Below are 26,179 nucleotides of genomic sequence, written 5' to 3' on the forward strand. Positions count from 1 at the left end.
GGCGCCAGGCGGCGCCGAGGAGAGGGACGTGTGGATAAAAGTTGTGCAGTTCAGGCCTGTTTGAGCACTCTTTTCACAGCTGGCGGAACTCGTATCTATTCCAGTCCGAGGCGCTTGAGCTTGTAGATGAGTCCGCGCCGGGTGATGCCCAGGAGCTGTGCCGCGTGGGTGCGGTTGCCTCCGGTTTGCTTCAGGGCGGCGGTGACGGCCTCGATTTCGTGCTGTTCGAGGGTCTTGGCCTGGGCCGGGGCATCTTCCGGCAAGAGGCCTCGTGATTCCGGAGCGGTCTTGCCTGCGGACCTGCGCACGGCGGGCGGAAGATGTTCGGGCAGGATGACGTCGGTCTGGCTCAGGAGGCGTACATGGGACATGGCGTTGGCCAGTTCTCGCACATTGCCCGGCCAGGGGTGGCTGATGAGAGTCTGCAGGGCCGCGCGCGAGAGCCTTTTGGCTTCGGTCTTGTCCTTGTTCAGGAAGGCCCGCGCCAGGGGCGGGATGTCTTCCGGGCGCTCCCGCAGGGGGGGGATATCGATGGTGATGACGTTCAGCCGGTAGAAGAGGTCCTGACGAAAACGCCCCTCGGCCACGTCGGTTTCCAGGTCATGGTTGGTCGCCGCGATGAGTCTGCAGTCGATGAGAGCCTCCTTGTCCGAGCCTACGGGGGTGATGCGCCCGGTTTCCGTGGCCCGCAGCAGGGACGGCTGCAACTCCAGGGGCATGTCGCCGATTTCGTCGAGAAAGAGGGTCCCTTCATGGGCTTCGCGAAAATATCCCTTGCGCTTGGTTACTGCTCCGGTGAAGGCGCCTTTTTCATGCCCGAACAGTTCGCTGGCCAGCAGGGCCGGGGCGATGGCCGCGCAGTTGACCGGGACCATGGGCTTGTCGCCACGAGCGCTGTGCCGGTGGATGAATTGCGCCACGACCTCTTTTCCGCAGCCGCTCTCGCCGGTCAGAAGAATCGTGGCGTCGCTGGGCGCCACGCGGTAGGCGTCGCGCAGTACGACGCGCATGGCCGGGCTCTCGGCCACGATGCCGGCCAATGATCCGGCGGGGATTTCCGTGTCCGTGCCGGCGTCCACGCCCAGCGTGTCGCGTACGGCCGCAAGGAGTTCGTCCAGATCCACGGGTTTGGCCAGATAGTCCACGGCTCCGAGTTTGAGGGCGTCCACGGCCTCGCGCACATCGGCGTAGGCGGTGACCAGAAGAAAGGGCAGTTCCGGTTTTCTGGCCCTCACCCGGCGAAGCAGATCGAGTCCGCTTTCGCCTGGCATGCGTACGTCGCTGATGATCATGTCCAGCGGTTCACGGCCCAGAAATCCCAGCGCGTCGGCAGCATTTGCGGCTTCCAGCACGTCAAGTCCCGCGCCTCGCAGCACGCGGGCGTAGAGTTCACGGTAGCGGACCTCGTCGTCGACGACCAGAATGGATCTGTTCATGAAGTCTCTCTTGCGGGTTTGATGCCGGAAATGGTCATGGTCGTGCCCTGGCCCCGGACGGACCGGGCACTTATTTTCCAACCATGAGCCTCCACCACGCGTTTGACAATGGCCAATCCCAGCCCGTGGCCCGTGGGCGATCCGCTGACGTAGGGCTTGAAGATGTCCGGCAGCAGTTCGGAGGAGATGCCGTGCCCTTGGTCTTCAACGGTGAGGAGCAGCCTGCGCTCCCGGTTGCCGAGTGCGATCCTGACCGTCGTAACCGCCGGCGAGGCGTGCAGGCTGTTTAAAAGCAGATTGACCAGTACCTGGCGCAGCATGGCTTCGTCGGCATGGATGGTGGTGGCTTTGACCTGAGTCAGAAGTTCGACGCCGCCAGCTTCGAAGTCGGGTCCGAGGATGTGGGCCACTTCCCGGCAGAGCCTGTCGATGCGCACAGGTGCGAGGCTGGGTTTTCGCTGACGGGCGAAGTTCATGAAGTTTCCCAGACGAGACGAGGCCTTGTCCACCTCGTCCATGATGTGCCCGAGCATGGCCCGGCTTTCGGCCGGAATATCGTGCCGGGCTTCGATCTGTTGGGCCATGCCCATGATGATGCCGAGCGGGTTCTTGGTCTCGTGGGCCAGACCGGCGGCGGCAAGGCCGAGTTCTTCCAGATGCGCGCTGCGGATACGTTCGGCGGCCAGTTCGCCGGCCAGGATGCGGCGGCGTATGCCAGTGATCCAGACGATCGTGACAGCGAGGATGCAAACCAGGGCGGAGGCGAAGATAGGGCCCTGACGTTGCCAGAACCAGGACGTGGTGAAATTTTCCGAGGTGTTGCGAAAACCCAGGTACATGACCGGGTTGCTGTACGGCCAAAGCCCAAGGCCCAGGTTGGTCGCTTCGAGCGCCTCGGTCCAGTTGGCGGGGATGTGGGCGGGTTGCAGGGGGGACCACATGACATAGAGATCGTCCGTGTCCATTTCGCCCCGGGTGCTGTTGGTCATCAGGAATTCCGGCATCGTCCCGGTCTGGGCCAGGCGACCATGACGGCCCTGGACCACGACAAAGAGGGTGCGCGAACCGCGAATGATGCTTGAGAGTACGGTCTCAACCTGTTTCCAGTCGGTCAGTTCGCCGTTGCTCATGGATGCGATGACCGCGTTCAGCGTGGCGAAGCTGTCCTGGGCACGCTGCCGACGCCACTCCATGGAGCGGTCGGAATACCCTTGCCAGGACCAGGAGACCCAGACGCAAAGCGCCATGATCAGCACCAGTGCAGTCAGGAGGGGGATGCGGTAAAGCCGGGTTTCGTGTTTCATTTTTCCTCCTTGCCAGCTTTTGGCCTAGCAAAGAGTGTGCTGAAGATTAGCCCAGCAGCATCCTGTCGGAAACTTCCGCATCTGCCTGGCTCTGGAATTTGTTCAGCAGGACCTCCACGGTAAGCCCCTCTTTCTCCTCTCCGCGTACGTCGAAGATGATGCGACCCCGATGCATCATGATCAGCCGGTTGCCCATGGTCAGGGCCTGATGCATGTTGTGGGTGACCATGAGCGTGGTCAGGCCGTGTTCGGCGACGATGTTTCGGGTCAGCTCCAGAATCTGGCCTGCGGTCTTGGGATCAAGGGCTGCGGTGTGCTCGTCCAGGAGCAGCAGTTCGGGTCGGACCAGGGTGGCCATGACCATGGTCAGGGCCTGGCGCTGTCCGCCGGAGAGCAAGCCTGCCCGGTCCTGGATGCGGTCTTCAAGCCCAAGTCCCAGTACGCGCAGGTGCTGGCGAAAGGCTTCCCTGTCGGCCGTCTTGACGCCTCGGGCAAGGCCGCGGCGCTGTCCCCTTTTTTGGGCCAGGGCCATGTTCTGGGCAATGGAGCCGCTGGCGCAGGTGCCCATAAGCGGATCCTGAAAGACGCGGCCGATGAAGCGGGCGCGCTTGTGCTCGGGCCAGCGCGTTACGTCCGTCCCGGCCATGGTGATGCTCCCGGAGTCGAGGGCATGGGTCCCGGCCAGGCAGGACAGGAAGGTCGACTTGCCCGCGCCATTGGACCCGATGATGGTGATGAAGTCGCCCTGCTCGATATCGATGGAAAGGTCCCGCAGGCTGTGCACTTCGTTCACACTGCCGCGGTGAAAATACTTGTTGATGGCCTGGACGCGGATCATCGGGTGAACCTCCGCTTGAGCATGGGCGAGGTCAGGGCCGCGATGACCAGAAAGGCGGTGATCAGGTTCAGGTCGCTGGGGGTGAAGGAGAAGCTGCCGAGTTTTGAACCCAGCGCCAGGGCGATGGCGGTGCGGTAGAGGATGGAGCCGACGATGACGGCGATGCAGGCCCGGGCGATGGTCGCCTTGCCGAAGACCGTTTCGCCGAGGATGACCGAGGCCAGCCCCGCGACGATGGTGCCCACGCCCATGTTCACATCCGCCGCGCCCTGATTCTGGGCGATGAGCGCCCCGCTGAAGGCGACCAGGGCGTTGGAGAGGCCCACACCGAAAATGATGACGTTGTCCGTGTTTACGCCCTGGGAGGTGATCATCTGCCGGTTGTCGCCGGTGGCCAGCATGGCCTGCCCGTATTCGGTGTGCAGGAACCAGATCAGCCCGGACGTGATGAGGGCCGCGACAATAAAAAAGAATACGGGGGTGAGCTGATAGAGCGGCAGGCCCAGGTTTTCCAGGTCCGTCAGTACCGACTGAGTGCCCAGAAGCGCTACGTTGGGCCCACCCATGATCCTGATATTGATGGAATAAAGCGAGATCATGGTCAGGATGGAGGCCAGCAGATGCAGGATTTTGAGCTTGGTGTTCAGGATCGCGGTCACCGCGCCGGCCAGAAACCCCGCCGCCGAGGCCAGCGCAAGGGCCAGATACGGGCTGTGCCCGGCGGTGATGGTCACGGCGCTGACCGAAGCCCCCAGAGGCAGGCTGCCGTCAACCGTCAGGTCCGGAAAGTCGAGGATGCGAAAGGTCAGGTACACCCCGAGGGCCATGATGCCGTATAAAAAACCCTGTTCCAGGGCTCCGAAAAATGCGTAGAGGGTCATGTCGTGTTGGTGCTGGATGTGAATGGATAGGGCCGCGTCTGCCCGCTGTGCGGGACATACATGGGGGCGGGTGGAAGAACAAGTCTGTGGCTGCGCCCGAAGTTTGGCTGATGCAGAATCAGTCGTAGCGGGTGCGGATCTCCAGGAACTCTTGCTGAGACAGTTCGAATGCATCGACTACGTCCGGATCGAAATGGGAGCCGCGTCCGTCCAGGATGATCTGACAGGCCTCATCGTGCGGCATGGCGTCCTTGTAGACGCGTTTCGTGACCAGCGCATCATAGACATCGGCCAGCGCCATGAGCCTGCCCCCGATGGGGATGGCCTCTCCTTTGAGCCCATGCGGATAGCCTGTGCCGTCCCATTTTTCATGGTGGGAGAGAGCGATTTCGCGCGCCAGAGCCAGGAATGAGCGGTCACCGCTGTCCGTGCTCTGGCGTTCCGCCTCGGCCAGGGTTTCGGATCCAAGGGTGGTGTGACGCTGCATCTCCCTGAATTCTTCGCGGGTCAGCGAGCCTGGCTTGAGCAGGATGCTGTCGGCTATGCCGACCTTGCCAATATCGTGCAGGGGCGCGGATTTGTAGAGCAGTTCGAGGGCCTCCCGGTCGAGATGTTTTTTGTACTTTGATTTTCGGGCCAGGACGCGGGCCAGGACGAGGATATATTCGCGAGTGCGCCGGATGTGCCCGCCGGTTTCGGGGTCGCGAGTTTCGGCCAGCGCGGTGAGGCTCATGATGGTGGCGTCCTGGGCGTTGAGCAGCTGCTTGCTGCGGATGCGCAATTCGCGTTCCTCCATGCCGTATTTGACGAGGCTCAAAAGAGCCATGTTGCCCAGCAGGATTATTTCAGTGGTCAAAGGCGAAACCCAGTAGCCGGGTCCGTTCAGAAGCCAGAGGCTGGCGCTCCACGCCCCTGTCACCCCCAGGACCAGACTGGCCGCGCAGAACAGGGGGCCGGCGAACATCATCAACAGGCTCGACAGGAGGCCGACGATCACGATGGCGCATGCTTCCGCTCCGATGGCCCAGGCCGGTCGGGTGAGGGCGTCATTCTGGAGCAGGTTGTCGAGCAGGGTGGCATGGATTTCAATGCCCGGAAAGACCCGGCCCACGGGAGTGACATGATTGTCGCCAAGCCCTGAGGCTGTAGGGCCGACAATGGCCACACAGCCCTGCAAGTTCGGCAGGGGGCCGCTGAGAATGTCGGCCGCGGAGTACGTGGCAAAGGTTCCGCTGGGGCCGCGATATCTGAGCAGCACGTTGCCCTGCGCGTCGATGTGCGTGCGCTTGCGGCCAAACTGCACGAAGTTTCCGTCGGCATCTTGCCCCAGACCGATGGCGGCTTCGCCCCGGGTCATGACCGTTGCCAGGATCAGGCTTGGCAGCAGTTCGTCCGCGTGCAGCGCCGTGAGCGGGATTCTTCGGATGACTCCGTCGGAGTCGGGCAGGGCGTTGATGAAACCTGAATTTGTCGCGGCCGCTGTCAGGATCGTCAGGGGGCAGACGGCGCTATCTGCCGTGTGCAGCGAAAATCCGCCAGGCATGGTTTGTCCGGAGAGGATCGGATGAACGTCGCAGAAGGGGTCGTTGCTGCTATTCGGGGTAAAGAGCAGCTTGTAGCCCAGAACGGTCGGCAATTGTGCCAGAGCTTCCGCCAGCAGACGGTCATGGTCCAGCCTGTTCCGGGGCAACCCTTGAAGATCAATTGAGAATCCCGTTGCTTGGCGCAGTTCTTCCTGTACCAGCAGCGGGGAGGTCCTGTCGCGGGCGGAGAGGATCAGGTCCAGGGTCACGATGTCTGCGCCGGCATCGCGCAGGCGGGTGATCAGGCTTGCCAGCAAATGTCGCGGCCAGGGCCATTGACCCAGTTCGGTCAGGGACTTGTCGTCGATGGCGATGAGTACCGGCACAGGCCCCGGTGTCCGCTGACTGGTTTGGGACAGCAGCACATCATAGACCTTGCGCTCGAAGTGGGTGAGCAACTCCGGGCGCATGACATGCAGGACCACGACACAGAGCGTGATGACGCATCCGGTGCCCAGCAGGCGAAGGATGTCCCGGCGGCGGTATCTGTGTGGCTTCATTTATTGACGCCTGGCCGTGCGGTGATCAGCGGACCAGTACTTCCACGCGGCGGTTCCTGGGTTCGGGAATTTCGTCGGCGGTGGGGATGAGCAGATTGCCCTCACCGTGGGAAAACACCTTCATGATGGACGGATCGACTCCCTGTCCGGCCAGGATATCCCGCGCGCTCTCCGCACGCTCCAGAGACAGGCGGGCGTTGTCTTCTCGATGTCCGACAGTGTCCGAGTGGCCGTTGATGCGCACATCGCGGGAATTGCGTCTGGTGATGGCTTCGATGATCATGAGTGGAACGGGCTTCGACTCGGCGGTCAGTTCCGCTCTGCCGTATTCAAAGTAGAGCAGGAAGGTTTCGGGCGGATTGGGCATCGCCTGGAGAACCTGGCCATACTCGTGCTCAATCTTTTCCTGATCGAGGGTCCGCAGTGCGCTGGGGGCGGCCGAGGAATCGCTGACTCTTGTGCTGTGTCCGGCTGCGGAAAGATTTTGCGTTCCGGCCGGAGTGCTGACCTTTACCTGCCCGACCGAGCCGTCGGGGTCCGCGAGCAGGACTACGGTTGTGCCCTTGGTTGCGCAACCGGCAAAGGCCAGACAAAGGATGAGAAAGAGAGTCCGCGCGATCATTGTTCCACCACCTTGACCAGAAAACGTGTGCCATGAACGGCGATGACCGCATCCGGCGTTTCGATGCGAACTTTCTCGGGGGCAAGCCGGGCAATGACTCCGGACATGTAGGCGAAGGAACCTTTGAGCAGACGTATGGCGATGGAAAATTTTTCTTCCTGTGGTGCAAAGGCGAAGTCGTTCAGTTCGAGACGGCTGTTTGGCCCCAGAGAAAGAACAGTGTCGTCTTCAAGCATGATCCCGATAGTGCTTTGATCCGAGGTGATGACACTGTCCTCTACATAAAGGATGTCTCCAATCTTGGCAGGAATGGCATTGCCCGCACGCAAAATTTGTCCGCTTCCCTCGGTGGTTTTGATGAAGCCGGCCACGTCTGATTCCGCCTGGGCTGTGCCACTGTGCAGAATGATGCTCAGGACGAGGAGCATGAACAGATGCATGGGAGTTCTCCGGGGTGTTTGGGTTTGTCGACAATTATCAATAATACCTCGATCTTTGATATTATTCAAGTATAGTTCAAGCAATGTGTGTGCAGGACCAGGCGTGCGGTTGTTTTTTTGCGGTGATGATGGGCGCTGATGAACGATGGCCGTGATGTCTCGTTTGATCAGATATAGTGGATTGTAAACATGACGTGCTGAATTATTGGGTTTCGGCCAGGGGGGTGAGTCTCCTTGCATTGATCCCTTGCCGGGTCTAATAATCTTGATTCGTGGAGCCTTGTTGTCGGTGATTATCCGTCAGGTTGCGGCCCTCAGGGGCCGCATAGGGACCGCGTAGGCAAATTTGGTGGTGGGCGACGCCCTGCCGGAGGGGGCGACGCGGATGCCCTGCCGCTTTGGCCTGCGTACTTTGACAGAAGCTCCACGCTTTGAGTAGGGCAGAGCCCAAATCACCCTTGACCGAGGTCTCCATGCCCAAACCCATTGATGTTCTGCGTACGGTTTTCGGTTTCGACGGGTTCGTCGGACCGCAGGAAGCCATTATCGAAACCCTGCTGGCCGGGCGTGATGCCGTTGTGCTCATGCCCACCGGCGGGGGGAAATCCCTGTGCTATCAGATTCCCGCCCTGATCCGACCCGGCACCGCCGTTGTCGTCTCCCCGCTCATCGCGCTCATGCGCGATCAGGTGCAGAGCCTGACTCAAAACGGCGTGCGCGCGGCCTACCTGAACTCCTCGCTTTCAGCGGCCGAAGCCCGGGGAGTCGAGGCCGAACTGCTGGCCGGACGGCTGGATCTGATTTATGTTGCCCCTGAACGCCTTTTCATGCCTGGTTTTCTGGAGCAGCTCGGGCGTGTTCCACTGGCGCTTTTCGCCATTGATGAAGCGCACTGCGTGTCCCAGTGGGGCCACGATTTCAGGCCTGAATATACGCGTCTCGGAATGATCGCCCAGCGTTTTCCAGAGGTGCCGCGTCTGGCCCTGACCGCCACGGCCGATGATTTGACCCGGGCGGACATCATCCGCCAGCTTGGACTTGAGTCGGCGCGGGTATTTGCCTCGGGTTTTGACCGTCCCAACATCCGCTATCTAGTCGCGCTGAAGGATCATCCCGAGCAGCAGCTGGCCGCTTTTCTGCGCGCGCAGCCTGCAGGCGATGCGGGCATCGTCTACCGCATGTCCCGCAAGAAGGTCGAGGCCACTGCCGCGAGTCTCGGCAAACTGGGCCTTACGGCCCTGCCCTACCACGCGGGGCTGGATCCGGCCACGCGGGAGCGAAACCAGGAGCGTTTCATGCGCGAGGACGGGGTGATCATGGTCGCCACCGTCGCTTTCGGCATGGGCGTGGACAAGCCCAACGTGCGTTTCGTGGTGCACCTCGATCCGCCCACGAGCCTTGAGGCCTACCATCAGGAAACCGGGCGTGCGGGGCGCGACGGTCTGCCCGCCGTGGCTCTGATGACCTACGGTCTGGGCGACATCGCCATGTTGCGGCGACTGGTGGCCATGGACGCCGGCACGACCCGCCTCCCTGCCGATTCTCAGGAAGGACGGGCGGAAAGCCGGGTGCGGCACGAACGGCTCAAGCAGCAGAAGCTGACCTCGCTGCTCGGCTACTGCGAGACCACCAACTGCCGGCGGCAGGTGCTGCTGCGCTATTTCGGCCAGGACCTGCCCGAGCCCTGCGGAAACTGCGACATCTGTCTTGAGCCTGTTGAATCCTGGGAGGGGACGGTGGCGGCCCAGAAGGCCCTGTCCACCATCTATCGGGTGCAGGAAGGTTTTGGCGCGGGGCATCTGGCCGATGTGCTGGTCGGCAAGCAGACGAAGGCCATCGAGCGCTGGGGGCATGGGACGGTCTCGACTTTCGGCATCGGCACGGAGCTCTCCCGTCCGGAGTGGCTGAGCGTCTATCGTCAGCTGGTGGCGGCAGGGCTGGCCGACGTTGACATGGAAGGGTATGGGGCCCTTAAGCTCAATGCCCACAGCTGGGAAGTCATGAGGGGCGGGCGATCCGTGCCTCTGCGCCGGGACCCTGTGCCGGTCAGGGGGGTGCAAAAAACCCTGGCGCCCAAGATGGCGGAAGTGTCCTCGCCCGAGGCCCGCGAACTGTGGGAAAATCTGCGCGCATTGCGGCTGGAGATCTCCCGCGAACAGGGCGTGCCGCCCTACGCGGTTTTTTCCGACCGGACTCTTCTGGAGATGGTCCGCTACAGGCCTCGGGTCGTCGAGGACCTGCAAGGCATCAGCGGGGTGGGACGAATGAAGCTTGGGGCCTATGGGGAGCGTTTTGTCGAGATTCTGCAACGTCACGAATCCGAACATGGCCGACCGGATGACGTCCCTGACGCTCCCGCGCCGCGCGTCCAGAAGACCAGGCCCGCAGCGCAGGTTCTGTCCGGCACGGAACAGACCAGCCTGGATCTTTTCCAGGAAAACGGCAGTGTCGAGGCGGTAGCCGAAGCCAGGGGCCTGAAGCCCGCCACCATCTACGGGCATCTGGTCAAGGCCATCGCCCTGGGGCATGTCTCGGCTGCGCAGGCGACGGGCCTGAGCCGTGGGCAACTCTCCCGCATCGAGGACAGCATCAGGTCCATGCGGCTGCGCGGTGCGGCCTCGCTTGGCGCGGTGATCGAGGCCCTCGACGGTGAATTCAGCTACGAGATCCTGCGTTGCGTCCAGGCCGGGATGCTGAGGGAACAGGCGGAGCAGGAATGAAAATTTATCTTGTCGGCGGGGCGGTGCGCGATCAGGTGCGGGGGCAAAAACCCGTGGACCTCGATTTTGTGGCCATCGGCGGGGACGAACGGGAGCTGAGGCGGCGGGTACCGGGGCTGGTCAGGGTCGGGCAAGGCATCCCGGTCTTTGTGCGTGGAACCAGTCAGTACACGATCTCGGATTTTTCGAGCATAGAGGAAGATCTTCAGTCCCGCGACCTGACCATAAACGCCCTGGCCAGGGACGATGCCGGCGAGATTGTGGCCCACCCCCAGGCGCTCAGCGATCTGCGCGAGAAGATTCTGCGCCCCGTGGCACCGGCCAACTTTCTGGCCGATCCGCTACGGGCGATCCGCGCGGCCCGGTTTTCCGCCGTATTTCCAGATTTCACGGTGCACGCGCAATTGCTGGAGGCCATGCACGGTGTTACGGTCGATGCGCTTGGCCGGGTGGCTGCGGAGAGGGTCGGACAGGAGGTCTTGAAGGCCTGCGCCGCGTCTGCGCCGGGAAATTTTTTGCGCATGCTGCAGGCCGGGGGCAAGCTCGAACCGTGGCTGGTCGAGTTCAGGGATGCGCACACCATGCCGGCCGGTCCGCCCCAGTTTCACGATGCGAGCGTGCTGGAGCATACCGCCAGGGTTATGGACAGGTGCGCCGGGAACGCTCTCGGGGTCTGGATGGCGCTGTGTCACGATCTGGGCAAGACCGTGACGCCTCCAGAGCTTCTGCCTCGGCATCACGGCCACGAGGCGGTCGGCCCGGACATGGCGCGGGAACTGGCCCTGCGCCTGCGCCTCCCGAACCGCCACGGTGCGGCCGGACGTTTGGCCGCGCGCTGGCACATGGCCGCCGGACGTTACGCAGACCTCAAGCCCTCGACCAGGGTGCGCCTGCTGCTGGAACTCGACAAGGCCGGGATAATGGAGAGTTTTTTCCGGCTGGTGGCGGCGGATCACGGCGGCGAACAGCTGGAGACGGCGCGGCGCGATCTGGATCTGATCAAGTCCGTGCGTCTGCCGGACAAGCATCGTGACCTGGGTCCCAAAAGTGCGGACATCCTGTTGCAGATGCGTTGCGAGGCACTTGCGGGCAGGTCCCGGCGCGAAACGGCAGATGGAGACGGCAGGGCGGGTACGTCGGGATGAACCCCGAAGGAGGTTTTATGAGGTGGTCTGTTACAGGCGGCCTGGCGATGGGTCTTGTTTTCTGTCTTGTTGCGCTGACCGGGCAGGCCGCCTCCAGCGCGGCGGACGACATCCTGGTCTATGAGCGCCAGGGGTGGATCTGGAGCTGCGATGGTGAGGGCGGGAAGCAGAAGCGCCTCGTCCAGGGAGCAAGGCCTGGTGTCAGTCCGGACGGACGACTGATCGCCTTTTTCCGCCCGAGCGGGGCCGGGGATGATGGGGAGATGTCCGATTTGTGGACTTTCGATTCAGGGAGCGGAAGGGAAACGAGGATCTCTTCATCGCTTTTCGCGGCCTCCTCCCCGGTCTGGTCCGGGACGGGTGCATGGATCGCCTTTGTGGCCCGAGACGCCCGCGCGCTCACCAGTCTCATGGTCGTGGCGGCCGACGGTTCGGCTCTGGGCACTGCCTTGCGGGAGGACGGCGAGAACGTGGGTTTTCTGTGCTCGCTGTCCGTTACCCCGGAGGACTCCCTGCTGGTCCATGACATGGTGAATGCCTACTGGGTTGACCCTGCCGGTGGGGTGCTCAAAAGCGTTCCGCTGGCTGATATCATGGGCTCAAAGGCGCAAAGCGTCACCAGCCTGGACACGTTTTCGGTCTGTCCCGCCGACCCGACGGTGCTCGTCTTCAGTCATTCGGTTCCCGGTACCCCTCGCTTTGAGAATATCATGCACGAACCAAGTTCCGCCCTGTCCCTGCACGACAGCTGGGTCGGCGTGGGCAAGAACATGCAGATCACGCCGCGTGAGATCACCGCCTTTGATCCGGTCTGGTCCGTGGACGGCAAACGGGTTTATTTCGTCGGCTATCGTGACACGCAGGCCAACGATGCGGAGCTTTTCCGGATTCTACGCGTCGACCGTTTTGGGTCGGGGCTCAAGGAATTGGCGCAGGGTGAGAGCGTAAGCGTCGGGTCGAGGGCCGCTGCGCGTTGACAAGGGAGAGTCTATTTGACCTTTCGTCTGACAGCCGCGAAACACAAGAACAGCCCCGCCGCCAGGATGGCTACCTTGCCGAGATCAAAGCGGACGTCCCGTTCCAGGGCGTTTATGTAGGGTAGGGCGGGCAGGTAGAAGACCACGCTTGCGCCTTTGGAGATGCCTGCGCTCATGGCGGTGCCGATGGTTTTGGTATTGCCGGGGATGACGCGTCCGTCCGGGAGGGTGAACTCAAAGCCTACGGAGTAGCTGTAGCTGTTGGCCACGGGATTCTGGCGATCGCCGAGTTCGCGACGGATGACTGTGATTTCGCCGGATGCCCTTGAGCCGATCAGAGGCAACAGGGGAATGACCGTGCCGTAAAGAGTCAGGAGCAGGCCTACGACAAAGATGATGATCCGGGGCAAAAGAGGGGTGTTCCTGGTCGCTTTGGGCATGTCGTTATGTACTGAAGTCCAGGCCTATCTTTGATATTTTCTCGGCATGGGCAGACGCCATTTTTCGTAGATCGGGGCCAGCTTGCCCTGATCGGCCAGGGCGTGCATGCCTTCCTCAAAGATCCTGCGCAACTTCCGGCCCCGTTCGGAAGTGGAGAAGACCGGAAAATACTGGCGAAATCCCACGGATTCGATGCGGAAATCATTTTCATCGAGCGGTGTCTTGAGATTCCGCATGGATTCCAAGATGAGGTTGCGGTCGTCGACATAGAAATCCGCTCCTCCGCGGAGGACCCGCTCCAGGGCCTCGGTCCCGCTGATGGTTTCGCTGAACTGGATGGGTACCGGAAAATCCTTGGGGCTGTAATATCCAAGCCTCCACACCAGCCGTTTGTTCGCCATGGAGGTTACTCCGTCCCAGTAAGGGGAGACGTCCTTGCGGAAAATGGCGTGGAATTCGCCTTCGTACATGGGTTCCTCAGCCAGTTGCAGGCCGTCAACGGGGTCCGAAAGGCATGTGTAGATGTCGATTGTGCCTTCGCGGACCATGATGAGCCCGCGTTTGGCCGGCACCTCCAGATGGCGGATCGTGTTACCGCCGGGGCCATAGATGGCGCGCATCAGGTCATGGTAAAGTCCTTGGCCTTCCTCGCTGGTGAAGCCCTCCCAGAACGGGGATCCGGTGAACACCTGGTCCGCGCGTGCGGACACGGGGAGAACCAGGAGAACGATCATGGCAATGAGGAGTACGTGCGGGTTTCGGCGGCTTGTCATGAACGAAGTGTGTACTGCAGCATGCTTTCGTGAACAAGAAGAATCTGCTTTTTTGTGCGGATTGACCCCACGCCGGGCTTGCGTCCGCGCTTGCGACATGTTTTGTTTTGCCCCGGTCCAAACGCGTTTTGTTTGTCCCGGCCGGTCTGTTTTTTGCGTCAAGTCAAGGCCGTTTGTTTATCATCATTCAACCGTTGAAGGCTGTCATGCAGGATACTCCGATTCGATCCGGGCAGAGAATGGTTTCTCTTCTGGATCTGACCTCCCTGTCCGGCGTCGAGACCGACGCCGATATCGAGGCGCTTTGCTCCCGGGCGTCCGGGCCTTGCGGCCAGATTGCCGCCATCTGCGTTTTTCCCCGCCACCTTCCCAAGGTGAAGGCGTGCCTGCAGCGCAGCTCTCTTCAGGGAATAGAGCTGGCCACGGTGGTGAATTTTCCGGGGGGCGACCTTGACCCTGAGGGCAGCGTCCGCGAGATCGAAGTGGCCCTTGCCCTTGGCGCCACGGAAGTGGATCTTGTATTTCCCTACCGGGCGTTTTTGGCTGGCCGGGAAAGCGAGGTGGAAAAGTATCTCGATCTATGCCGCCGTGTCTGCCCGGTGCGGCTCAAGGTCATCCTCGAGACGGGGGTACTCGGGAACCGGGAGGCGATCCGTGCGGCCGGCAGTCTGGCGGTGGACCACGGCGCCGATTTTTTGAAGACCTCCACGGGCAAGGCCGCGATCCATGCCACGCCCGAGGCGGCCCGGATCATGCTCGAAGTCAGCGCCCAAAAGGGCGCGTCGACGGGCTTCAAGGCTTCAGGCGGGTTGCGCACCATGGCAGACGCCCAAGTTTATCTGGATTTGGCGGAGGAGATCATGGGCAGGGACTGGATCAGCCCACGCACTTTCCGCTTCGGGGCCAGCGGTCTGCTGGACGACATCCTGGCCCGGACGTGTCCATCCGGGAAATGTCCATCGGGGACGTCGCCGTCGGAGTGCGCATGAGGCGGGTCTGTCTGCTCGTGCTCGATTCCCTGGGGGTGGGCGGAGCTCCGGATGCGGACCAGTTCAAGGATCTTGGCGCGGACACGCTGGGGCACATCGCAAAAGTCTGCGCCCAAGGGTTGGCCGACGACGGCCGCAAGGGTCCGCTTCGGCTCCCGGTGCTATCTTCCCTGGGACTGGGTCTGGCGGCCGAGCTGTCCACTGGAACGCTTCCTCCCGGCCTGGAGGTGCCCGGACAGGTTCTGGGCAGGCACGGATGCGCCTCGGAAATCAGCCGGGGCAAGGACACCCCGAGCGGTCATTTCGAAATGACAGGGGCTCCGGTACTCTTTGACTGGGGCTATTTCGAGCAGGACACGAACTCCATCCCTGAAGATCTGCTGGACGAGCTGGTGTCCCGCGCCGCCCTGCCCGGGGTGCTGGGCAATTGCAAGGCCTCAGGCATCGAAATTCTGACCCGCCACGGCGAGGAACATCTGCGCAGCGGCCGGCCCATCGTCTATACCTCCGTGGATTCAGTGCTGCAGATTGCGGCCCACGAAGAGGCCTTCGGCCTTGAGCGTCTGCTCAAAGTCTGCTCCATCGCCCGGGAACTGGCGGACAAATACCGCATCGCCAGGGTTATCGCCCGGCCTTTTGTGGGCAAAGACAGGAATACGTTTACGCGTACCGGCAACCGGCGCGATTTTTCAATCCCCGCTCCTTCGCCCACTGTGCTGGATCTTTTGACGGCGGCTGGAGGAACGGTCTTGTGTGTTGGCAAGGTCGGAGATATTTTTGCTCATCGGGGGGTTGGCAAAAGCATCCGCGCCCATGGCCACGACCAGCTCATGGCCGCGACCCTGGCCGCCTTTGAGAGCGCCGGGGACCGGACATTGGTCATGACGAATTTCGTTGATTTTGATTCGGTTCATGGTCATCGTCGGGACGTGGCCGGTTATGCCCGCGCGCTTGAGGCCCTGGATGCACGTCTGCCCGAATTGTTGTCGCGGCTCATGCCTGGAGACCTGTGCATTCTGACCGCCGATCACGGCTGCGACCCGACCTGGCCCGGCACGGATCATACGCGGGAGCGGGTACCTGTGCTGGCTCATGGTCCAGGAATTGCCTCCGGATGCATGGGTGTCCGCGACACACTGAGCGATATTGGGGCCTCCGTTACGCAATTTTTCGGAATGGATGGAACCGGGCATGGCCGGTCTTTTTTTGCTCAAGATGAGCTCTCAAACCTTTTTTAAGGAACACTCATGACCCCTGATTGCGGCCAAGGACCGTCCAATGTCACCGAGCGGATCATGCCCGCGCTGATCAGAGCTCTGGTCTGGGGCGGCGTGTTTGCAGTCGTTTTCATACTGCGCTCCTTTTTCCTGCTTCTTTTTCTGACCTTTGTGTTCGGGTATATCCAGAATCGAGGTGTGAACAGGCTGCAGGGGCTGATTCCGAACCGGTCGCTTCGGGTCGTGCTGGTGGCGAGCATATTTCTGGGAGTGCTCATCACCGTGGGCGTGTTCCTGGTGCCCCGGGCCAAGGATCAGACCGTACTCTTCGTCACGCAGCTCCCTCAATACGTGGAACGCCTGGATCAGGAACTGGGGGCGCTGGGCGAGCGCTATCCCATGATCGCCAACGCCATACCGGAGCTAGGGGCTTTTGCGGACCACTCTGCACCGGGTAACGGCAAGTCCAGGGTCGCCGCCCTGGTGCAGCAGATTTTCGGCATGGGTGATCATCCCGAAGGGCAAAACAAGGTCAATCAGCTGCTTGATCTGGTGCGAGGCGTGGGGGGCAGGATAGCCGCCATTGCCTCGGCCTTTCTGCTGGCACTGCTCTTTTCTTTTCTCATAGTTCTCGATCTGCCACGCCTTTCAGCCAGTGTGTGCTCACTTGAAGCCTCCAAGCTTGGTTTCGTTTATCGCGAGGTAGCCGGCAGCATCAGGGATTTCGCCATGGTCCTGGGCAAGGCCCTGGAGGCCCAGTTCGTCATAGCGCTGGTCAACGCCCTGCTCACGGCTATCGGCGTGTCGTTGCTGGGCCTTGGTTCGGCCATGGCCTTTTTGACGGTCATCGTCTTTTTGTGCAGCTTCATTCCCGTTCTGGGCGTTTTCATCAGTTCCGTGCCCATCTGTCTCATTGCCCTGCAGAACTCGGGGCTGACGACCATGCTGCTGGCCATCGTCATGATCACGGTCATTCACCTGCTTGAGGGATATGTGCTCAATCCCAGGATCTACGGTTCCTACATGCGCATAAATCCCGTCATCGTGCTCGTCATCCTGACCATCGGGGCCAAGCTTTTTCATATCTGGGGACTGGTGCTTGGCGTGCCGATCTGCACCTATATTTTCGGACACGTGATTCAGCACAAGGATGAATCAGGGTCTGTTCCCTTGGAATGCGCCCGGGAAGACAGGCCGGATTGAATTGAGGCGATCCTGCCTTTTTTCGTGCGCGGGACTTTGCGCAATGCGGAGAACGACGAATGAAAATATTTGTTTGATGGAGCCAAGAGTGGAAAATGCACTGCACATAATAATTGTCGAGGAGCCCAGCCTGTCGCGCAATGTTCTGGTCAAGGCGCTCGGGACCTGGGGATACTCGTGCGAGGTTCTCGAGGACGAGGATGCGGTCTGGAAGGCTGCCCTGGCCGCAACTCCTCCTGTGCTGATCCTGGCTGACTGGCATTCGGACTTCATGGGATGCGATGAGCTTTTCTGGCGGGTGCGCAACACGCAGGCCTTGCAGGGGGCCTATCTGATGGGGGGAATCCCGCGTGGAGCCGTGGGGGGGATCCGTCAGTGCATCTCTTCCGGAGCCGACGATTACGTCTATCGTCCCTACGACCTCGACGAAGTGCGCGTGCGTCTGCACCTGGCCTCCAAGGTCATGGGCCTGGCAACGGAAGGCGAAATTTTTCCAGGCTGAGCCGCTCCCTTTTTCTTACCTGATGGCGAAATCAGTCGGGCTTGGCCGGCGGGTTTCGCTTTTTTTTAGAGCGTCGTGGACCAGTGGAGGGCATTTTTCTGGATCGCCATGTTCATTTCGGGCTGCACGAATTCCCGCGGGCCTTCAATAAACGGCAGATATTCGATGCTCGCCTCGCCTGCGCGCAACGAACCACCCTGGATTCTGGGAAACAGGTTCTTGCGGGCCGGGGCCAGGCGGCCGAGGACCACGGGTAGAGCCTGGAACGCTTCCTCCCTGGGCAGGGTCACGGGATGCAGGGGCGTGCGGGGCAGGGTTTCAAGCGTCGGAGCCTCTGGCTGGTAAAGGCTGACCTGGGCGCTCAGGTTCAGGAAAAGTCCGGGCCTGATCTTGAAGGCCGGTACGCGGAAGGAAAAGGCCGTAGACTCCATCCAGGGCAAGAGGGCGCGCGGCAGGTTGGTCAGCCGGATCAGGTCGGCCCAGGTCTGGAGCCTGAACCCTCTGGCCTGGACGCGCAGGTTCCAGAAGGGCAGGTAGATGTCTGGCTTCTCCTGCGTATGCAGAAAATGCGGGGCGATCTGCTGGCCGCCCTCGGGACCGGGTTCCCACGCCGTGTCGCAGTGCGGGCAGGTCTGAACCAGGCTCTGACGGTCTCCGATCAGATCCCATCCGCATTTGGGGCACAGGGTCGAGGTGAACCTGAGCCGACTGCCAGCCTTTTGCGCTTCAGCCGGGTCGATGCAGGCCGGTCCGAGATGCTCGCCGGTGATCCCGTCCACAAGTTCATGGCTTTGAAAGACGGGCTGGTAGACAAGCGAGAGACTGTCGCCCACGCAGGCCGTGAGCTTTGGTCCTCTCTGGACAGGCAGGCCTGGGAGGGCGCGCAGGAGACGGGATTTGAAGTCGATGCTTGGTATGGTCGGGGGCAGAAAGAGGCCGTCCGTCGTCGGTTCCACAAAGGACAGCTCCATGGCCTGGGTGCGCAGCCCAAGCGAGGCCGGGAGAGCCGGATTGCTCAGGGCCAGGAGGTTCGAATCGAGAATCTTGTGCTGGGTGGTTTGCGGTCCAAGTACAAAGGCGTTGCCCCTGAACCTCCAGTACGGGATATGAATGAGCGTGCCCGGATGACTGATGCGCGGTTTCAGGCGGTATTCAAAGGGGCCGCTGCTGTGGATGAACAGGCGGACCTGACAAAACGGACAGGAAAAAATCCTGTCCGTTTCCTTTAGCGCCACCGGCGCTCCGCATTGCGGGCATTGATGTGAGAGATGACCGGTCATGGTCAGCCCATGCGCTCCCCGCAATGATTGCAGAACGTGGAGGAAGCCAGGTTTTCCTGACCGCAGGACGGACATTTGGCAGTCTCGCGGACGCTGCCTGCCTGCCTGCCGCAGCGCGGACAGAAGCGCGTGCCCGGGGCCAGGTTTTTCCCGCAGCCCTTGCACTGTTCAAAGACGACCAGCTGGTGTCCGCAGGAGGGGCAGAACTTGTCGTCCTGGCGGATGGGCTGGGTGCATTCCGGGCACTTCAGGCCGTTGGCCTGCGCTGCAGGCGCCGTGGCGGATTGTCCTGCCATCTGCATGGCCTGGGCCATGAGCGAGGGCATCATGAAGCCTACCCCGAGCCCCATGGACTCGCCCGCGCTACCGGGATTCGCGGCCGCCTTTTCCATGGCGGACGCGGCCTTGAGCTGCATGAGCTTGTTCATGTCGTCGAACATGCCGAGCTTGGTCTTGTCGTCCATGGCCTTCTGGACTTCGGGCGGCGGGGTGATGGCGTTGATGAAGAGCTGGTTCAGCGACAGCCCGAAATGGCGGAAATCTTCCTGCAGCCGTTCCCGCAAGCCCGCGGACCATGCTTCGTAGCGGCTGGGCAGGTTCAGGATGGTGTCCATGTTTTCGCCCAGGTAATCGTTGAACCTGGAGACGATGACCTTGCCCAGGTAGTCGCTTAAGTCGGCCACGGTAAAGGAGCCCATGGTGCCGACCAGTGAGTTGATGAAGAGCAGGGGCTGCACGATCTGGATGTTGAACATGCCGTAGGCGCGCAGGCGGATGAGTCCGAGTTCCGAATCCTTGAAAGCCACCGGCTCCCGGGTGCCCCATTTGAGGTTGGGGAAGACCTTGGTGTTCACCATGTAGGCTTCCGCCCGGAGCGGGCTCTCCAGCCCCCAGGGGATGCCCATGATCTTGTTCAGGATTGGGATGTTGGCGGTCTTCAGGGTGTGCCTGCCCGGTCCGAAGACATGCACGGCCTTGCCGTTGTAGAAGAAGATGCCGGCTTGGGATTCGCGCACGACCATCTGCGCGCCGTACTTGATTTCGCCGGAGCCATCCTGTGGGAATCGCCGCGCGAATTCCTGACCGCTGTCGTCAAACCACTCGATGAGCTCAAGAAAGAAAAGATTGTCGACGCCCATTTATCTTCCTCCGTGTCCCAAGAATTTATCGTTTAATGCTATAGGACGATTCACTTGCAATTACAACTTGGGGCCCTTAGTGAACAAGGCTTGTCACATGAAATGGAGGAGTCTCATGCACCGCAGCAAGGAAATCATGGCCGCTCGCGATGTCGAGCGCACACTTGACCGTCTCGCCTGTCAGATTCTGGAACAGATCGCGGACCACGAGTCCATAGCCCTGGTCGGCATCCAGCGGCGCGGCGCGGACCTCGCATGCAGGCTTTGCGCCCTCCTGTCGGCGCGTACACAGCGGAGCATTCCCTGCGGGGAACTGGACATCAATCTGTACCGCGACGACTGGACCTCCTCCACGGCCACTCCGAACATCAACGCCACACGTATTGATTTTTCCGTGGAAGACAAGACCATCATCCTCATCGATGACGTGCTCTTCACCGGTCGGACCATCCGCTGCGCCCTTGAGGCCATCCTGGATTTTGGCAGGCCCGAGGCTGTGAAACTCCTTGTGCTGGTCGATCGCGGACACCGTGAACTGCCCATTCAGGCCGATTTTATCGGCAAGACCGTGGCTACGGAACGGGATCAGCAGGTCAATGTTTTTTTGCAGGAGCGCGACGGCAAGGACCAGGTTGTGCTGAGCTGATCCCGTATTGCGTCGAAAAAGAGAAAGGCCGCCTCCCCGTTGGGGACAGCGGCCTTTTTTCATGGTGCGTCGAGTGGATCAGATCAGTCCCTTGTCGGCCAGGAATCCGTGCAGTGCTTCTGCGTTGGCAGGGCTCATGGGTGTCAGGGGCAGGCGCATATCAAGCTTGATGCGGCCCATGAGGGAGAGGGCCGTCTTGACCGGGATGGGGTTGGTTTCAATGAACATCATGCGGGAGAACGACGCCAGCAGGAAGTGCATTTCCCGCGCCTTGGGCAGATCGGCCGCAAACCAGGCCGAGCAGAGCGCGCTCATCTTGTCGGGCAGAATGTTCGAGACAACCGAGATGACTCCGCAGCCCCCCACGGACAAAAGGGGCAGCACCGTGAAATCATCGCCGGAGAGGACCTGGAAGTCGGGGCCGCAGAATTCGAGAACCTGGGATATCTGACTCAGATCGCCCGTGGCTTCCTTGATGCCGACCACGTCCGGGATGTCTTTGTTCAGCCTGGCCACTGTTTGCGGAAGCAGGTTCACGCTGGTGCGGCCCGGAACGTTGTAGAGGATGAAGGGCATGGACACTTCATCGGCGATGCGCTTGAAGTGCTGGTAGAGCCCTTCCTGGGTCGGCTTGTTGTAGTAGGGCGTGATCAGAAGCGCGCCATCGGCTCCTGCCTCCTTGGCAAAGCGGGTCAGTTCCACCGCCTCGGCAGTGTTGTTCGATCCGGCACCGGCCAGGACCGGCACCCGGGCCTTGACCTGGTCCACGCAAATTCGGATCACCCGCTTGTGTTCGTCGTGGCTCATGGTGGCGGACTCTCCGGTGGTGCCGCAGGGCACTACGCCGTTGATCCCGCTTTGAATCTGCCATTCGATGAGCTCTCGATAGGCTTCCTCGTCAAGCTGGCCGTTTGAAAACGGGGTGACCAGGGCTGTAAACGCTCCTTTGAATTGCATCGTTTCCTCCCGGATTGGGGCTGTGGTTGATAAGTTGGCCGTCTGGAGCCTTAAAGGCCCAGGGCGGCGGGGCAGAACTCGCCCTTGTAGACGAGCAGTGCTTTGCCGCGCAGGAAAATGTCCGAGCCTTGAACTCCTATCCCGAGCACTTCCGAGCCCGAGGTGGTTACGCTTGCCCTGGCATCGCAAAGGCCCAGCGCGTGGGCAACGGCCACGGAAGCGGCCGCGCCGGTTCCGCAGGCATGGGTCTCGTTTTCCACGCCTCGCTCGTAGGTGCGCAGCAGGAGCTCCCCGCGGTTCAGGATCTGGATGAAGTTGGCGTTGGTCCCGGCCGGGGCGAAGTGTCCGTGATAGCGGACCTTGGCTCCAAGGCTTTTTACATCAAGGCCCTTGACGTCGTCGGTGATAATGACCGTATGCGGGACGCCGGTGTTGGCGAAATGGGCCGTAAAGGTCTCGCCGCCCAGTTCGAGGGTAAAATTCAGGGCCATGTCACGCGCCGGGGTCAGCTGCACTTCCACCTCGCCGGCTTCAGGGAAGACCTGGGCGTGCACCGCGCCCGCGTCAGTGAGCATGAGGTGTTCGGCTGGGGCCATGCCTAGCTTGTGGGCCAGCAGGGTGGCACAGCGCGAGCCGTTGCCGCACATCTCGGCGCGGGAGCCATCGGCATTGAAAAAGTGCCAACGCGTAGCGGCCTGTCCGGAGTCGTCGAGTTCCAGAAATATGATGCCGTCCGCGCCGATGCTGAAGGCGTGCGGGCACAGCGCCTTGGCCCAGCGGGGCATGAGCCCGGGGGATATGGTCTTTGCGCGGTTGTCGATGACGATGAAATCGTTGCCGCTGCCTTGCATCTTGTAAAAAAATTGGGTCGGGCCGGCGAAAATGGACATGCGTTTTCCTTCAAGGATAATTTATTATAAGTGCCAAATTATGGGGAATTGCGGCAAAATGCAAGGAATTGGCTAGGGATTGAAGATGGCGTGGATTTCAGGGTCCGCGACGACTTCGCCGCCAAGAGGCGTGGCCGCCGTGAAAACGGTAGTCTGCGGCTCCCAGATCATCTTGACGCCGGGTTCGGGCAGAGTTGGAATGGTCACGCCGAGGATGTTTCTGCCTTTGGTGAAGGCCCGCACCCAGAGCAGCGAGTTCTCGCGCATGAAGAGACCCGCATAGCCCGGGCCCGGCCCGGACCCAAGAATGATGTCGAAAGCCGCGCCGTGACGGTCGATGAAATCGTTCTCCCGGTTCGCGCCCCAGGTGCTGATCCCGATGATCAAGTTGTGCTTGCCGTCTTTGCGCAGAGATTTCGCCAAAGCGGCGGCCCTGTCCTCGATCTCGAGGTCGTGCAGCCCGCTGTCGGGGAAAAGAACGAAAGCCAGGCTGCCGCCCTGCACCTGCCTGACGACCAGTTGCGGTTCGTCAAACGGGCCGGCCCACTGACCGGTTTCCACGCCTGCATGCTCGAAGGCGACGGCGTCATTGGGGGCACGCAGCGCGATATCGTAGCCAAGCAGGTCGTAGGCTCTCTTGAGCTTGGAGATGACGGACGGGTGCCTGTCCCTCTCCAGACCGATGGGGGAAAACTCGTATCCGCCGCTTATGATGACGGTGTCCGCATTCTCGCGCGCGGTTTTGAAATAGGTGGCCCGCCGGGCCAGCCCCCCGAAGGTTTTATTCCCTCAACTGGGACATGGGGCGAATTCTCCCAGACTGTTCGCGGAGAAGAGGATTGTCGTCTCGGCCCCGGCCAGGGCGGGCGCAAAAAGGGCCAGGGCCAGGGTGAACCAGAGTGCGGCATGGATGCTTGTCTTCAAGGAGGCCTCTTTAGATCAGGGGTTTCAGGATCGGGCTGCGGGAGATGAGATCTTTCAATCTGATGCGGCGGTCCATGATTTTTTGGGCGATTTCGCGAATGTCCTGCGCCGCCTGGCAGGTTGGGGCAAATTTCAGGAGCGGAACCTGATGGCGGACGGATTCCGTGACCATGGGGTCGCGGTGGACCACGCCGAGCAGGCTGATGGGCAGGCTCAGGAAATGCTCGCAGGCCTGGGCCAGGCGGTTGAAGGCGTTTTTGGCCTCTTTTTGCGATTCGGCCATGTTCACGATGATCTGGAAATTCCTGATCTGACGCTGGGTGCAGAGCACCTTGATCAGGGCATAGCTGTCGGTCAGGGAAGTGGGCTCGGGGGTGATGACCACGATCCGTTCCTGGGGCATGGCCGCAAACGAGAGCACTGTCGGGCTGATGCCGGCGCCCAGATCGAGGATCAGGAAATCGTAGCGCCGGAACAGGGCGTCCAGTTTGTCCAGCAGCAGGCCTTGCACGTCCTCGTCCATTTCCACCAGTTCGGCCACGCCGGAGGCCGATGGGAGCAGGACGAAGCCGTCTCCCGCCAGGGGAATGACAACGTTTTCGGCCGAGGTGTCACCAAGCAGGTCCTGCAGGTTTTTTTCCGGGGAAATGCCAAGGAGCACGTCCAGGTTGGCCAGCCCCAGATCGGCGTCCAGCAGGACGATGCTGTTGCCGAGTTCATGCAGGGCAAAACAGAGATTCAGGGCGAGATTGGTCTTGCCCACGCCGCCTTTGCCGCTGGCGACGGAGATGCTGAGTGTCGTGTTGGCTTCGGTCATGTCGGTCCTTGTTCTACTCCGGCCCTGACGATGGGTCGGAGAATGAGGAAAAAAGAAAGCGTTTTTCGTTCTGGTGCACCAGCGACGGCTCTTCTGCGTGGACGAGGTCCAGGATGGGTGAGGTCTCGATCCTGTTTTTTCCGGCCCGCTTCGCGCGGTACAGGGCCTTGTCCGCCTCGGCCAGAAGTTTGACCGGGTCAGGCGTGAGTTTGCCCCGATAGCTGGCCACCCCCATGGACATGGTCATGGTGAGCCGTGCCTCGCCGCAGGTGATCCAGGTGTCTTTAATGACCGACTGGATGCGCTCCAGGAGTTTCAGGGCCCTGGCCTGTCCCGTGCCGGGCAGCAAGAGGGCGAACTCCTCGCCGCCGATGCGGGCCGCCGTGTCGATCATTCTCATTTCGGCAAGCAAGATCGACGCCATGGCCCTGATGACCTCGTCTCCGCAGGGGTGTCCATGGATGTCGTTGACGGCCTTGAAGTTGTCCAGATCCATGATGCATAGCGTCAGTGGGGTCTTGAAGCGCGAGGAACGCTCTATCTCCATGGACATGGCCTGATCGAATCCACGGCGATTGGCCAGGCCGGTCAGCGCATCCTGGCCCTGCAGAACGGTCAGGTGTTCGATGTGCTCCTTAAGCCGGACCAGCGCCGGAAATTTGTCGCCGTGCAGGGGCAGGACGAGCCATTGCCCAAGTTTTTTCTGACGCAAACGTTCAGGCCAGGACGGGTCGGAGCGGATCAGCCGGACCAGGGCCGCCACCTCTGAGTCGGCCGGAGGCAAATGCACCTCCTTTTCCAGGGATTCAAGTTCATCCAGCAGCGCCTCGTCCGGAGGGAGATTATGATTTGCCATGCAGGTATAAAAGGTAGTTGTGTATGAATGCGTCAATGTTGCCGTCGAGGACCGCGTCCACGTTGCTGGTGTCCGTGCCGGTGCGGTGGTCCTTGACCAGGCGATAGGGCTGCAGGGTGTACGTCCTGATCTGGGAGCCGAACGCGATGGCTCCCTTGGCGATATACTCTGCCTGCCGCTCGCTTGCTATTTTTTGCAGCTCAAGCTCGTAGAGGCGGGCTTTCAAAACCTTCATGGCCGCTTCCTTGTTCTTGTGCTGGGACTTCTCGTTTTGGCACTGGGCCACAAGGCCCGTCGGGATGTGCGTAACGCGCACCGCCGAGTCAGTGGTGTTCACGGACTGGCCTCCCGGTCCGCTGGAGCGGAAGATGTCTATCCGGATGTCCTCGTCCCGAATCTCGATTTCAATATCCTGGCCTGCGTCGGGATACACGTCCACGGAGGCAAAAGAGGTGTGCCGCCGCCCGCTGGAGTCGAAGGGCGAGATGCGAATCAGGCGGTGGGTGCCTTTTTCGCCCTTGAGCTGGCCATAGGCGTAGGGGCCGTGGATGTGCAGGGTTACGCTCTTGATGCCCGCCTCGTCGCCGGGCAGCAGGTCCAGAAGCTCGACCTTGAAGCCTACCCGCTCGGCGAAACGGCGATACATGCGCAGCAGCATCTCGGCCCAGTCCTGGGACTCGGTTCCGCCTGCTCCGGGATGGATTTCGAGGATGGCCTCGCTCACATCCTCTGGATCGCTCAGCAGGGTTCGCATCTGGGCGGCCTCAAGCCTGGCGCTCATCTCCTCCAGGGCATCCTCCAGGGCATGCAGCATCTCTTCGGTCTGTTCCGTGGAGGCCATTTCGAGCCACTCCAGCGCGTTGTCCCGGGATTGATGGAGGGCTTCCCATTCGTCCACCCGGCTTTCAAGCTGGGTCTTCTCCTGCAGCACCGGGGTCAAAAGCTCGGGCTTGTCCCAGGCTCCGGGCGAGGAGAGCTGCTTTTCGATTTCGTTCAGGCGTTCCTTGTTCTTGCGCAGGTCAAAGCCGCCTCCAGAAGTCGGTGAAGCGTTCGTCCAGTTGCGCGGCTCGGGCTTTAAGTTCTGAATATTGCAGCATGA

The 26,179-nt window shown here is 61.3% G+C and carries 25 protein-coding genes; 8 read left to right on the top strand and 17 right to left on the bottom strand.

Annotation, left to right across the window (positions count from 1 at the left end):
• Positions 1-95: 95 nt before the first annotated feature.
• The 7 genes from CVU60_07320 to CVU60_07350 all read right to left on the bottom strand — a co-directional run bounded on the left by CVU60_07320 (position 96) and on the right by CVU60_07350 (position 7,844).
• On the bottom strand, positions 96-1,436 hold the full coding sequence (locus tag CVU60_07320; protein PKN42021.1) for a sigma-54-dependent Fis family transcriptional regulator: 1,341 nt from the start codon (positions 1,434-1,436) through the stop codon (positions 96-98).
• On the bottom strand, positions 1,433-2,740 hold the full coding sequence (locus CVU60_07325) for a hypothetical protein (GenBank protein PKN42022.1): 1,308 nt from the start codon (positions 2,738-2,740) through the stop codon (positions 1,433-1,435). The genes CVU60_07320 and CVU60_07325 overlap by 4 nt, the downstream gene beginning before the upstream one ends.
• 46 nt (positions 2,741-2,786) lie before the next feature.
• Positions 2,787-3,578, bottom strand: a complete 792-nt coding sequence (locus CVU60_07330; protein PKN42023.1) for an ABC transporter ATP-binding protein — start codon at positions 3,576-3,578, stop codon at positions 2,787-2,789.
• Positions 3,575-4,459, bottom strand: a complete 885-nt coding sequence (locus tag CVU60_07335; protein ID PKN42024.1) for an ABC transporter permease — start codon at positions 4,457-4,459, stop codon at positions 3,575-3,577. The genes CVU60_07330 and CVU60_07335 overlap by 4 nt, the downstream gene beginning before the upstream one ends.
• Before the next feature lie 118 nt (positions 4,460-4,577).
• A complete protein-coding gene (locus tag CVU60_07340) occupies positions 4,578-6,542 on the bottom strand; it encodes a metal-dependent phosphohydrolase (GenBank protein PKN42025.1) in 1,965 nt (654 codons plus the stop codon).
• A 25-nt stretch (positions 6,543-6,567) separates the two neighbouring features.
• A complete protein-coding gene (locus tag CVU60_07345; GenBank protein ID PKN42026.1) occupies positions 6,568-7,164 on the bottom strand; it encodes an OmpA family protein in 597 nt (198 codons plus the stop codon).
• On the bottom strand, positions 7,161-7,844 hold the full coding sequence (locus CVU60_07350) for a hypothetical protein (protein ID PKN42027.1): 684 nt from the start codon (positions 7,842-7,844) through the stop codon (positions 7,161-7,163). Before CVU60_07350 ends, CVU60_07345 begins: the two co-directional genes overlap by 4 nt.
• 233 nt (positions 7,845-8,077) lie before the next feature.
• On the opposite strand from CVU60_07350, the gene recQ reads away from it, so the two are divergent.
• From recQ to CVU60_07365, 3 genes are read left to right on the top strand one after another with little or no spacing between them, the layout of a single operon-like run.
• On the top strand, positions 8,078-10,324 hold the full coding sequence (gene recQ / locus CVU60_07355; GenBank protein ID PKN42028.1) for a DNA helicase RecQ: 2,247 nt from the start codon (positions 8,078-8,080) through the stop codon (positions 10,322-10,324).
• The gene (locus tag CVU60_07360) at positions 10,321-11,469 is read left to right on the top strand and encodes a tRNA nucleotidyltransferase (protein PKN42029.1); all 1,149 of its coding nucleotides are present in this window, start codon (positions 10,321-10,323) and stop codon (positions 11,467-11,469) included. The genes recQ and CVU60_07360 overlap by 4 nt, the downstream gene beginning before the upstream one ends.
• A gap of 17 nt (positions 11,470-11,486) precedes the next feature.
• Positions 11,487-12,446, top strand: a complete 960-nt coding sequence (locus CVU60_07365) for a hypothetical protein (protein ID PKN42030.1) — start codon at positions 11,487-11,489, stop codon at positions 12,444-12,446.
• An 11-nt stretch (positions 12,447-12,457) separates the two neighbouring features.
• Here the strand turns inward: CVU60_07365 and CVU60_07370 are convergent, their stop codons facing one another.
• On the bottom strand, positions 12,458-12,856 hold the full coding sequence (locus CVU60_07370) for a hypothetical protein (protein ID PKN42031.1): 399 nt from the start codon (positions 12,854-12,856) through the stop codon (positions 12,458-12,460).
• A 54-nt stretch (positions 12,857-12,910) separates the two neighbouring features.
• Positions 12,911-13,621 carry an ABC transporter substrate-binding protein gene (locus CVU60_07375; protein PKN42032.1) on the bottom strand — a complete coding sequence of 237 codons (711 nt, stop codon included), beginning with the start codon at positions 13,619-13,621 and terminating at the stop codon, positions 12,911-12,913.
• Between the two features lie 245 nt (positions 13,622-13,866).
• Here CVU60_07375 and deoC point away from each other — a divergent pair, with 245 nt between their 5' ends.
• The 4 genes from deoC to CVU60_07395 all read left to right on the top strand — a co-directional run bounded on the left by deoC (position 13,867) and on the right by CVU60_07395 (position 17,571).
• Positions 13,867-14,649: a deoxyribose-phosphate aldolase gene (gene deoC / locus CVU60_07380; protein ID PKN42033.1), complete on the top strand. Its 783-nt coding sequence runs from the start codon at positions 13,867-13,869 to the stop codon at positions 14,647-14,649.
• Entirely contained in the window at positions 14,646-15,887 is a 1,242-nt protein-coding gene (locus CVU60_07385; protein PKN42279.1) for a phosphopentomutase, read from the top strand. Before deoC ends, CVU60_07385 begins: the two co-directional genes overlap by 4 nt.
• 9 nt (positions 15,888-15,896) lie before the next feature.
• Positions 15,897-17,069, top strand: a complete 1,173-nt coding sequence (locus tag CVU60_07390) for a hypothetical protein (protein ID PKN42034.1) — start codon at positions 15,897-15,899, stop codon at positions 17,067-17,069.
• 88 nt (positions 17,070-17,157) lie between these two features.
• Positions 17,158-17,571, top strand: a complete 414-nt coding sequence (locus tag CVU60_07395) for a hypothetical protein (GenBank protein ID PKN42035.1) — start codon at positions 17,158-17,160, stop codon at positions 17,569-17,571.
• A 65-nt stretch (positions 17,572-17,636) separates the two neighbouring features.
• On the opposite strand, the gene CVU60_07400 is transcribed toward CVU60_07395, so the two are convergent.
• Together CVU60_07400 and CVU60_07405 are read right to left on the bottom strand one after the other, a co-directional pair.
• Positions 17,637-18,806, bottom strand: coding sequence for a hypothetical protein (locus tag CVU60_07400; GenBank protein ID PKN42036.1), 1,170 nt, complete (start codon positions 18,804-18,806; stop codon positions 17,637-17,639).
• Between the two features lie 47 nt (positions 18,807-18,853).
• A complete protein-coding gene (locus CVU60_07405; protein ID PKN42037.1) occupies positions 18,854-19,990 on the bottom strand; it encodes a virion core protein (lumpy skin disease virus) in 1,137 nt (378 codons plus the stop codon).
• Between the two features lie 115 nt (positions 19,991-20,105).
• Between CVU60_07405 and CVU60_07410 the strand changes: the two genes are divergently transcribed.
• Positions 20,106-20,636 carry a bifunctional pyr operon transcriptional regulator/uracil phosphoribosyltransferase PyrR gene (locus CVU60_07410; GenBank protein PKN42038.1) on the top strand — a complete coding sequence of 177 codons (531 nt, stop codon included), beginning with the start codon at positions 20,106-20,108 and terminating at the stop codon, positions 20,634-20,636.
• A 78-nt stretch (positions 20,637-20,714) separates the two neighbouring features.
• Here CVU60_07410 and CVU60_07415 read toward each other — a convergent pair whose 3' ends face one another.
• The 6 genes from CVU60_07415 to CVU60_07440 form a co-directional block, all read right to left on the bottom strand.
• Positions 20,715-21,593, bottom strand: coding sequence for a 4-hydroxy-tetrahydrodipicolinate synthase (locus tag CVU60_07415; GenBank protein ID PKN42039.1), 879 nt, complete (start codon positions 21,591-21,593; stop codon positions 20,715-20,717).
• A gap of 50 nt (positions 21,594-21,643) precedes the next feature.
• Complete coding sequence (locus CVU60_07420) at positions 21,644-22,483, bottom strand: diaminopimelate epimerase (GenBank protein PKN42040.1); 840 nt, start codon at positions 22,481-22,483, stop codon at positions 21,644-21,646.
• A gap of 72 nt (positions 22,484-22,555) precedes the next feature.
• Entirely contained in the window at positions 22,556-23,044 is a 489-nt protein-coding gene (locus tag CVU60_07425) for a hypothetical protein (GenBank protein ID PKN42041.1), read from the bottom strand.
• Between the two features lie 373 nt (positions 23,045-23,417).
• A complete protein-coding gene (locus tag CVU60_07430) occupies positions 23,418-24,224 on the bottom strand; it encodes a flagellar synthesis regulator FleN (GenBank protein PKN42042.1) in 807 nt (268 codons plus the stop codon).
• Between the two features lie 13 nt (positions 24,225-24,237).
• Positions 24,238-25,080, bottom strand: a complete 843-nt coding sequence (locus CVU60_07435) for a GGDEF domain-containing protein (GenBank protein PKN42043.1) — start codon at positions 25,078-25,080, stop codon at positions 24,238-24,240.
• Positions 25,067-26,177, bottom strand: a protein-coding gene (locus CVU60_07440; protein ID PKN42044.1) for a peptide chain release factor 2 whose coding sequence is annotated in 2 segments (ribosomal slippage) — positions 25,067-26,101 and positions 26,103-26,177 — 1,110 coding nt in all. Because the reading frame shifts where the segments join, the coding sequence is not laid out codon by codon here. The genes CVU60_07435 and CVU60_07440 overlap by 14 nt, the downstream gene beginning before the upstream one ends.
• Positions 26,178-26,179 lie beyond the last annotated feature (2 nt).

The sequence above is a fragment of the Deltaproteobacteria bacterium HGW-Deltaproteobacteria-18 genome (assembly GCA_002841885.1).
In the GTDB taxonomy this organism is placed as follows: domain Bacteria; phylum Desulfobacterota; class Desulfovibrionia; order Desulfovibrionales; family Desulfomicrobiaceae; genus Desulfomicrobium.

Coding starts and splice junctions, on each gene's coding strand:
- CVU60_07320 (PKN42021.1), bottom strand. CDS start 1,436: ATGAACAGATCCATTCTGGTCGTCGACGACGAGGTCCGCTACCGTGAA.
- CVU60_07325 (PKN42022.1), bottom strand. CDS start 2,740: ATGAAACACGAAACCCGGCTTTACCGCATCCCCCTCCTGACTGCACTG.
- CVU60_07330 (PKN42023.1), bottom strand. CDS start 3,578: ATGATCCGCGTCCAGGCCATCAACAAGTATTTTCACCGCGGCAGTGTG.
- CVU60_07335 (PKN42024.1), bottom strand. CDS start 4,459: ATGACCCTCTACGCATTTTTCGGAGCCCTGGAACAGGGTTTTTTATAC.
- CVU60_07340 (PKN42025.1), bottom strand. CDS start 6,542: ATGAAGCCACACAGATACCGCCGCCGGGACATCCTTCGCCTGCTGGGC.
- CVU60_07345 (PKN42026.1), bottom strand. CDS start 7,164: ATGATCGCGCGGACTCTCTTTCTCATCCTTTGTCTGGCCTTTGCCGGT.
- CVU60_07350 (PKN42027.1), bottom strand. CDS start 7,844: ATGCAAGGAGACTCACCCCCCTGGCCGAAACCCAATAATTCAGCACGT.
- recQ (PKN42028.1), top strand. CDS start 8,078: ATGCCCAAACCCATTGATGTTCTGCGTACGGTTTTCGGTTTCGACGGG.
- CVU60_07360 (PKN42029.1), top strand. CDS start 10,321: ATGAAAATTTATCTTGTCGGCGGGGCGGTGCGCGATCAGGTGCGGGGG.
- CVU60_07365 (PKN42030.1), top strand. CDS start 11,487: ATGAGGTGGTCTGTTACAGGCGGCCTGGCGATGGGTCTTGTTTTCTGT.
- CVU60_07375 (PKN42032.1), bottom strand. CDS start 13,621: ATGATCGTTCTCCTGGTTCTCCCCGTGTCCGCACGCGCGGACCAGGTG.
- deoC (PKN42033.1), top strand. CDS start 13,867: ATGCAGGATACTCCGATTCGATCCGGGCAGAGAATGGTTTCTCTTCTG.
- CVU60_07385 (PKN42279.1), top strand. CDS start 14,646: ATGAGGCGGGTCTGTCTGCTCGTGCTCGATTCCCTGGGGGTGGGCGGA.
- CVU60_07390 (PKN42034.1), top strand. CDS start 15,897: ATGACCCCTGATTGCGGCCAAGGACCGTCCAATGTCACCGAGCGGATC.
- CVU60_07405 (PKN42037.1), bottom strand. CDS start 19,990: ATGGGCGTCGACAATCTTTTCTTTCTTGAGCTCATCGAGTGGTTTGAC.
- CVU60_07410 (PKN42038.1), top strand. CDS start 20,106: ATGCACCGCAGCAAGGAAATCATGGCCGCTCGCGATGTCGAGCGCACA.
- CVU60_07415 (PKN42039.1), bottom strand. CDS start 21,593: ATGCAATTCAAAGGAGCGTTTACAGCCCTGGTCACCCCGTTTTCAAAC.
- CVU60_07420 (PKN42040.1), bottom strand. CDS start 22,483: ATGTCCATTTTCGCCGGCCCGACCCAATTTTTTTACAAGATGCAAGGC.
- CVU60_07430 (PKN42042.1), bottom strand. CDS start 24,224: ATGACCGAAGCCAACACGACACTCAGCATCTCCGTCGCCAGCGGCAAA.
- CVU60_07435 (PKN42043.1), bottom strand. CDS start 25,080: ATGGCAAATCATAATCTCCCTCCGGACGAGGCGCTGCTGGATGAACTT.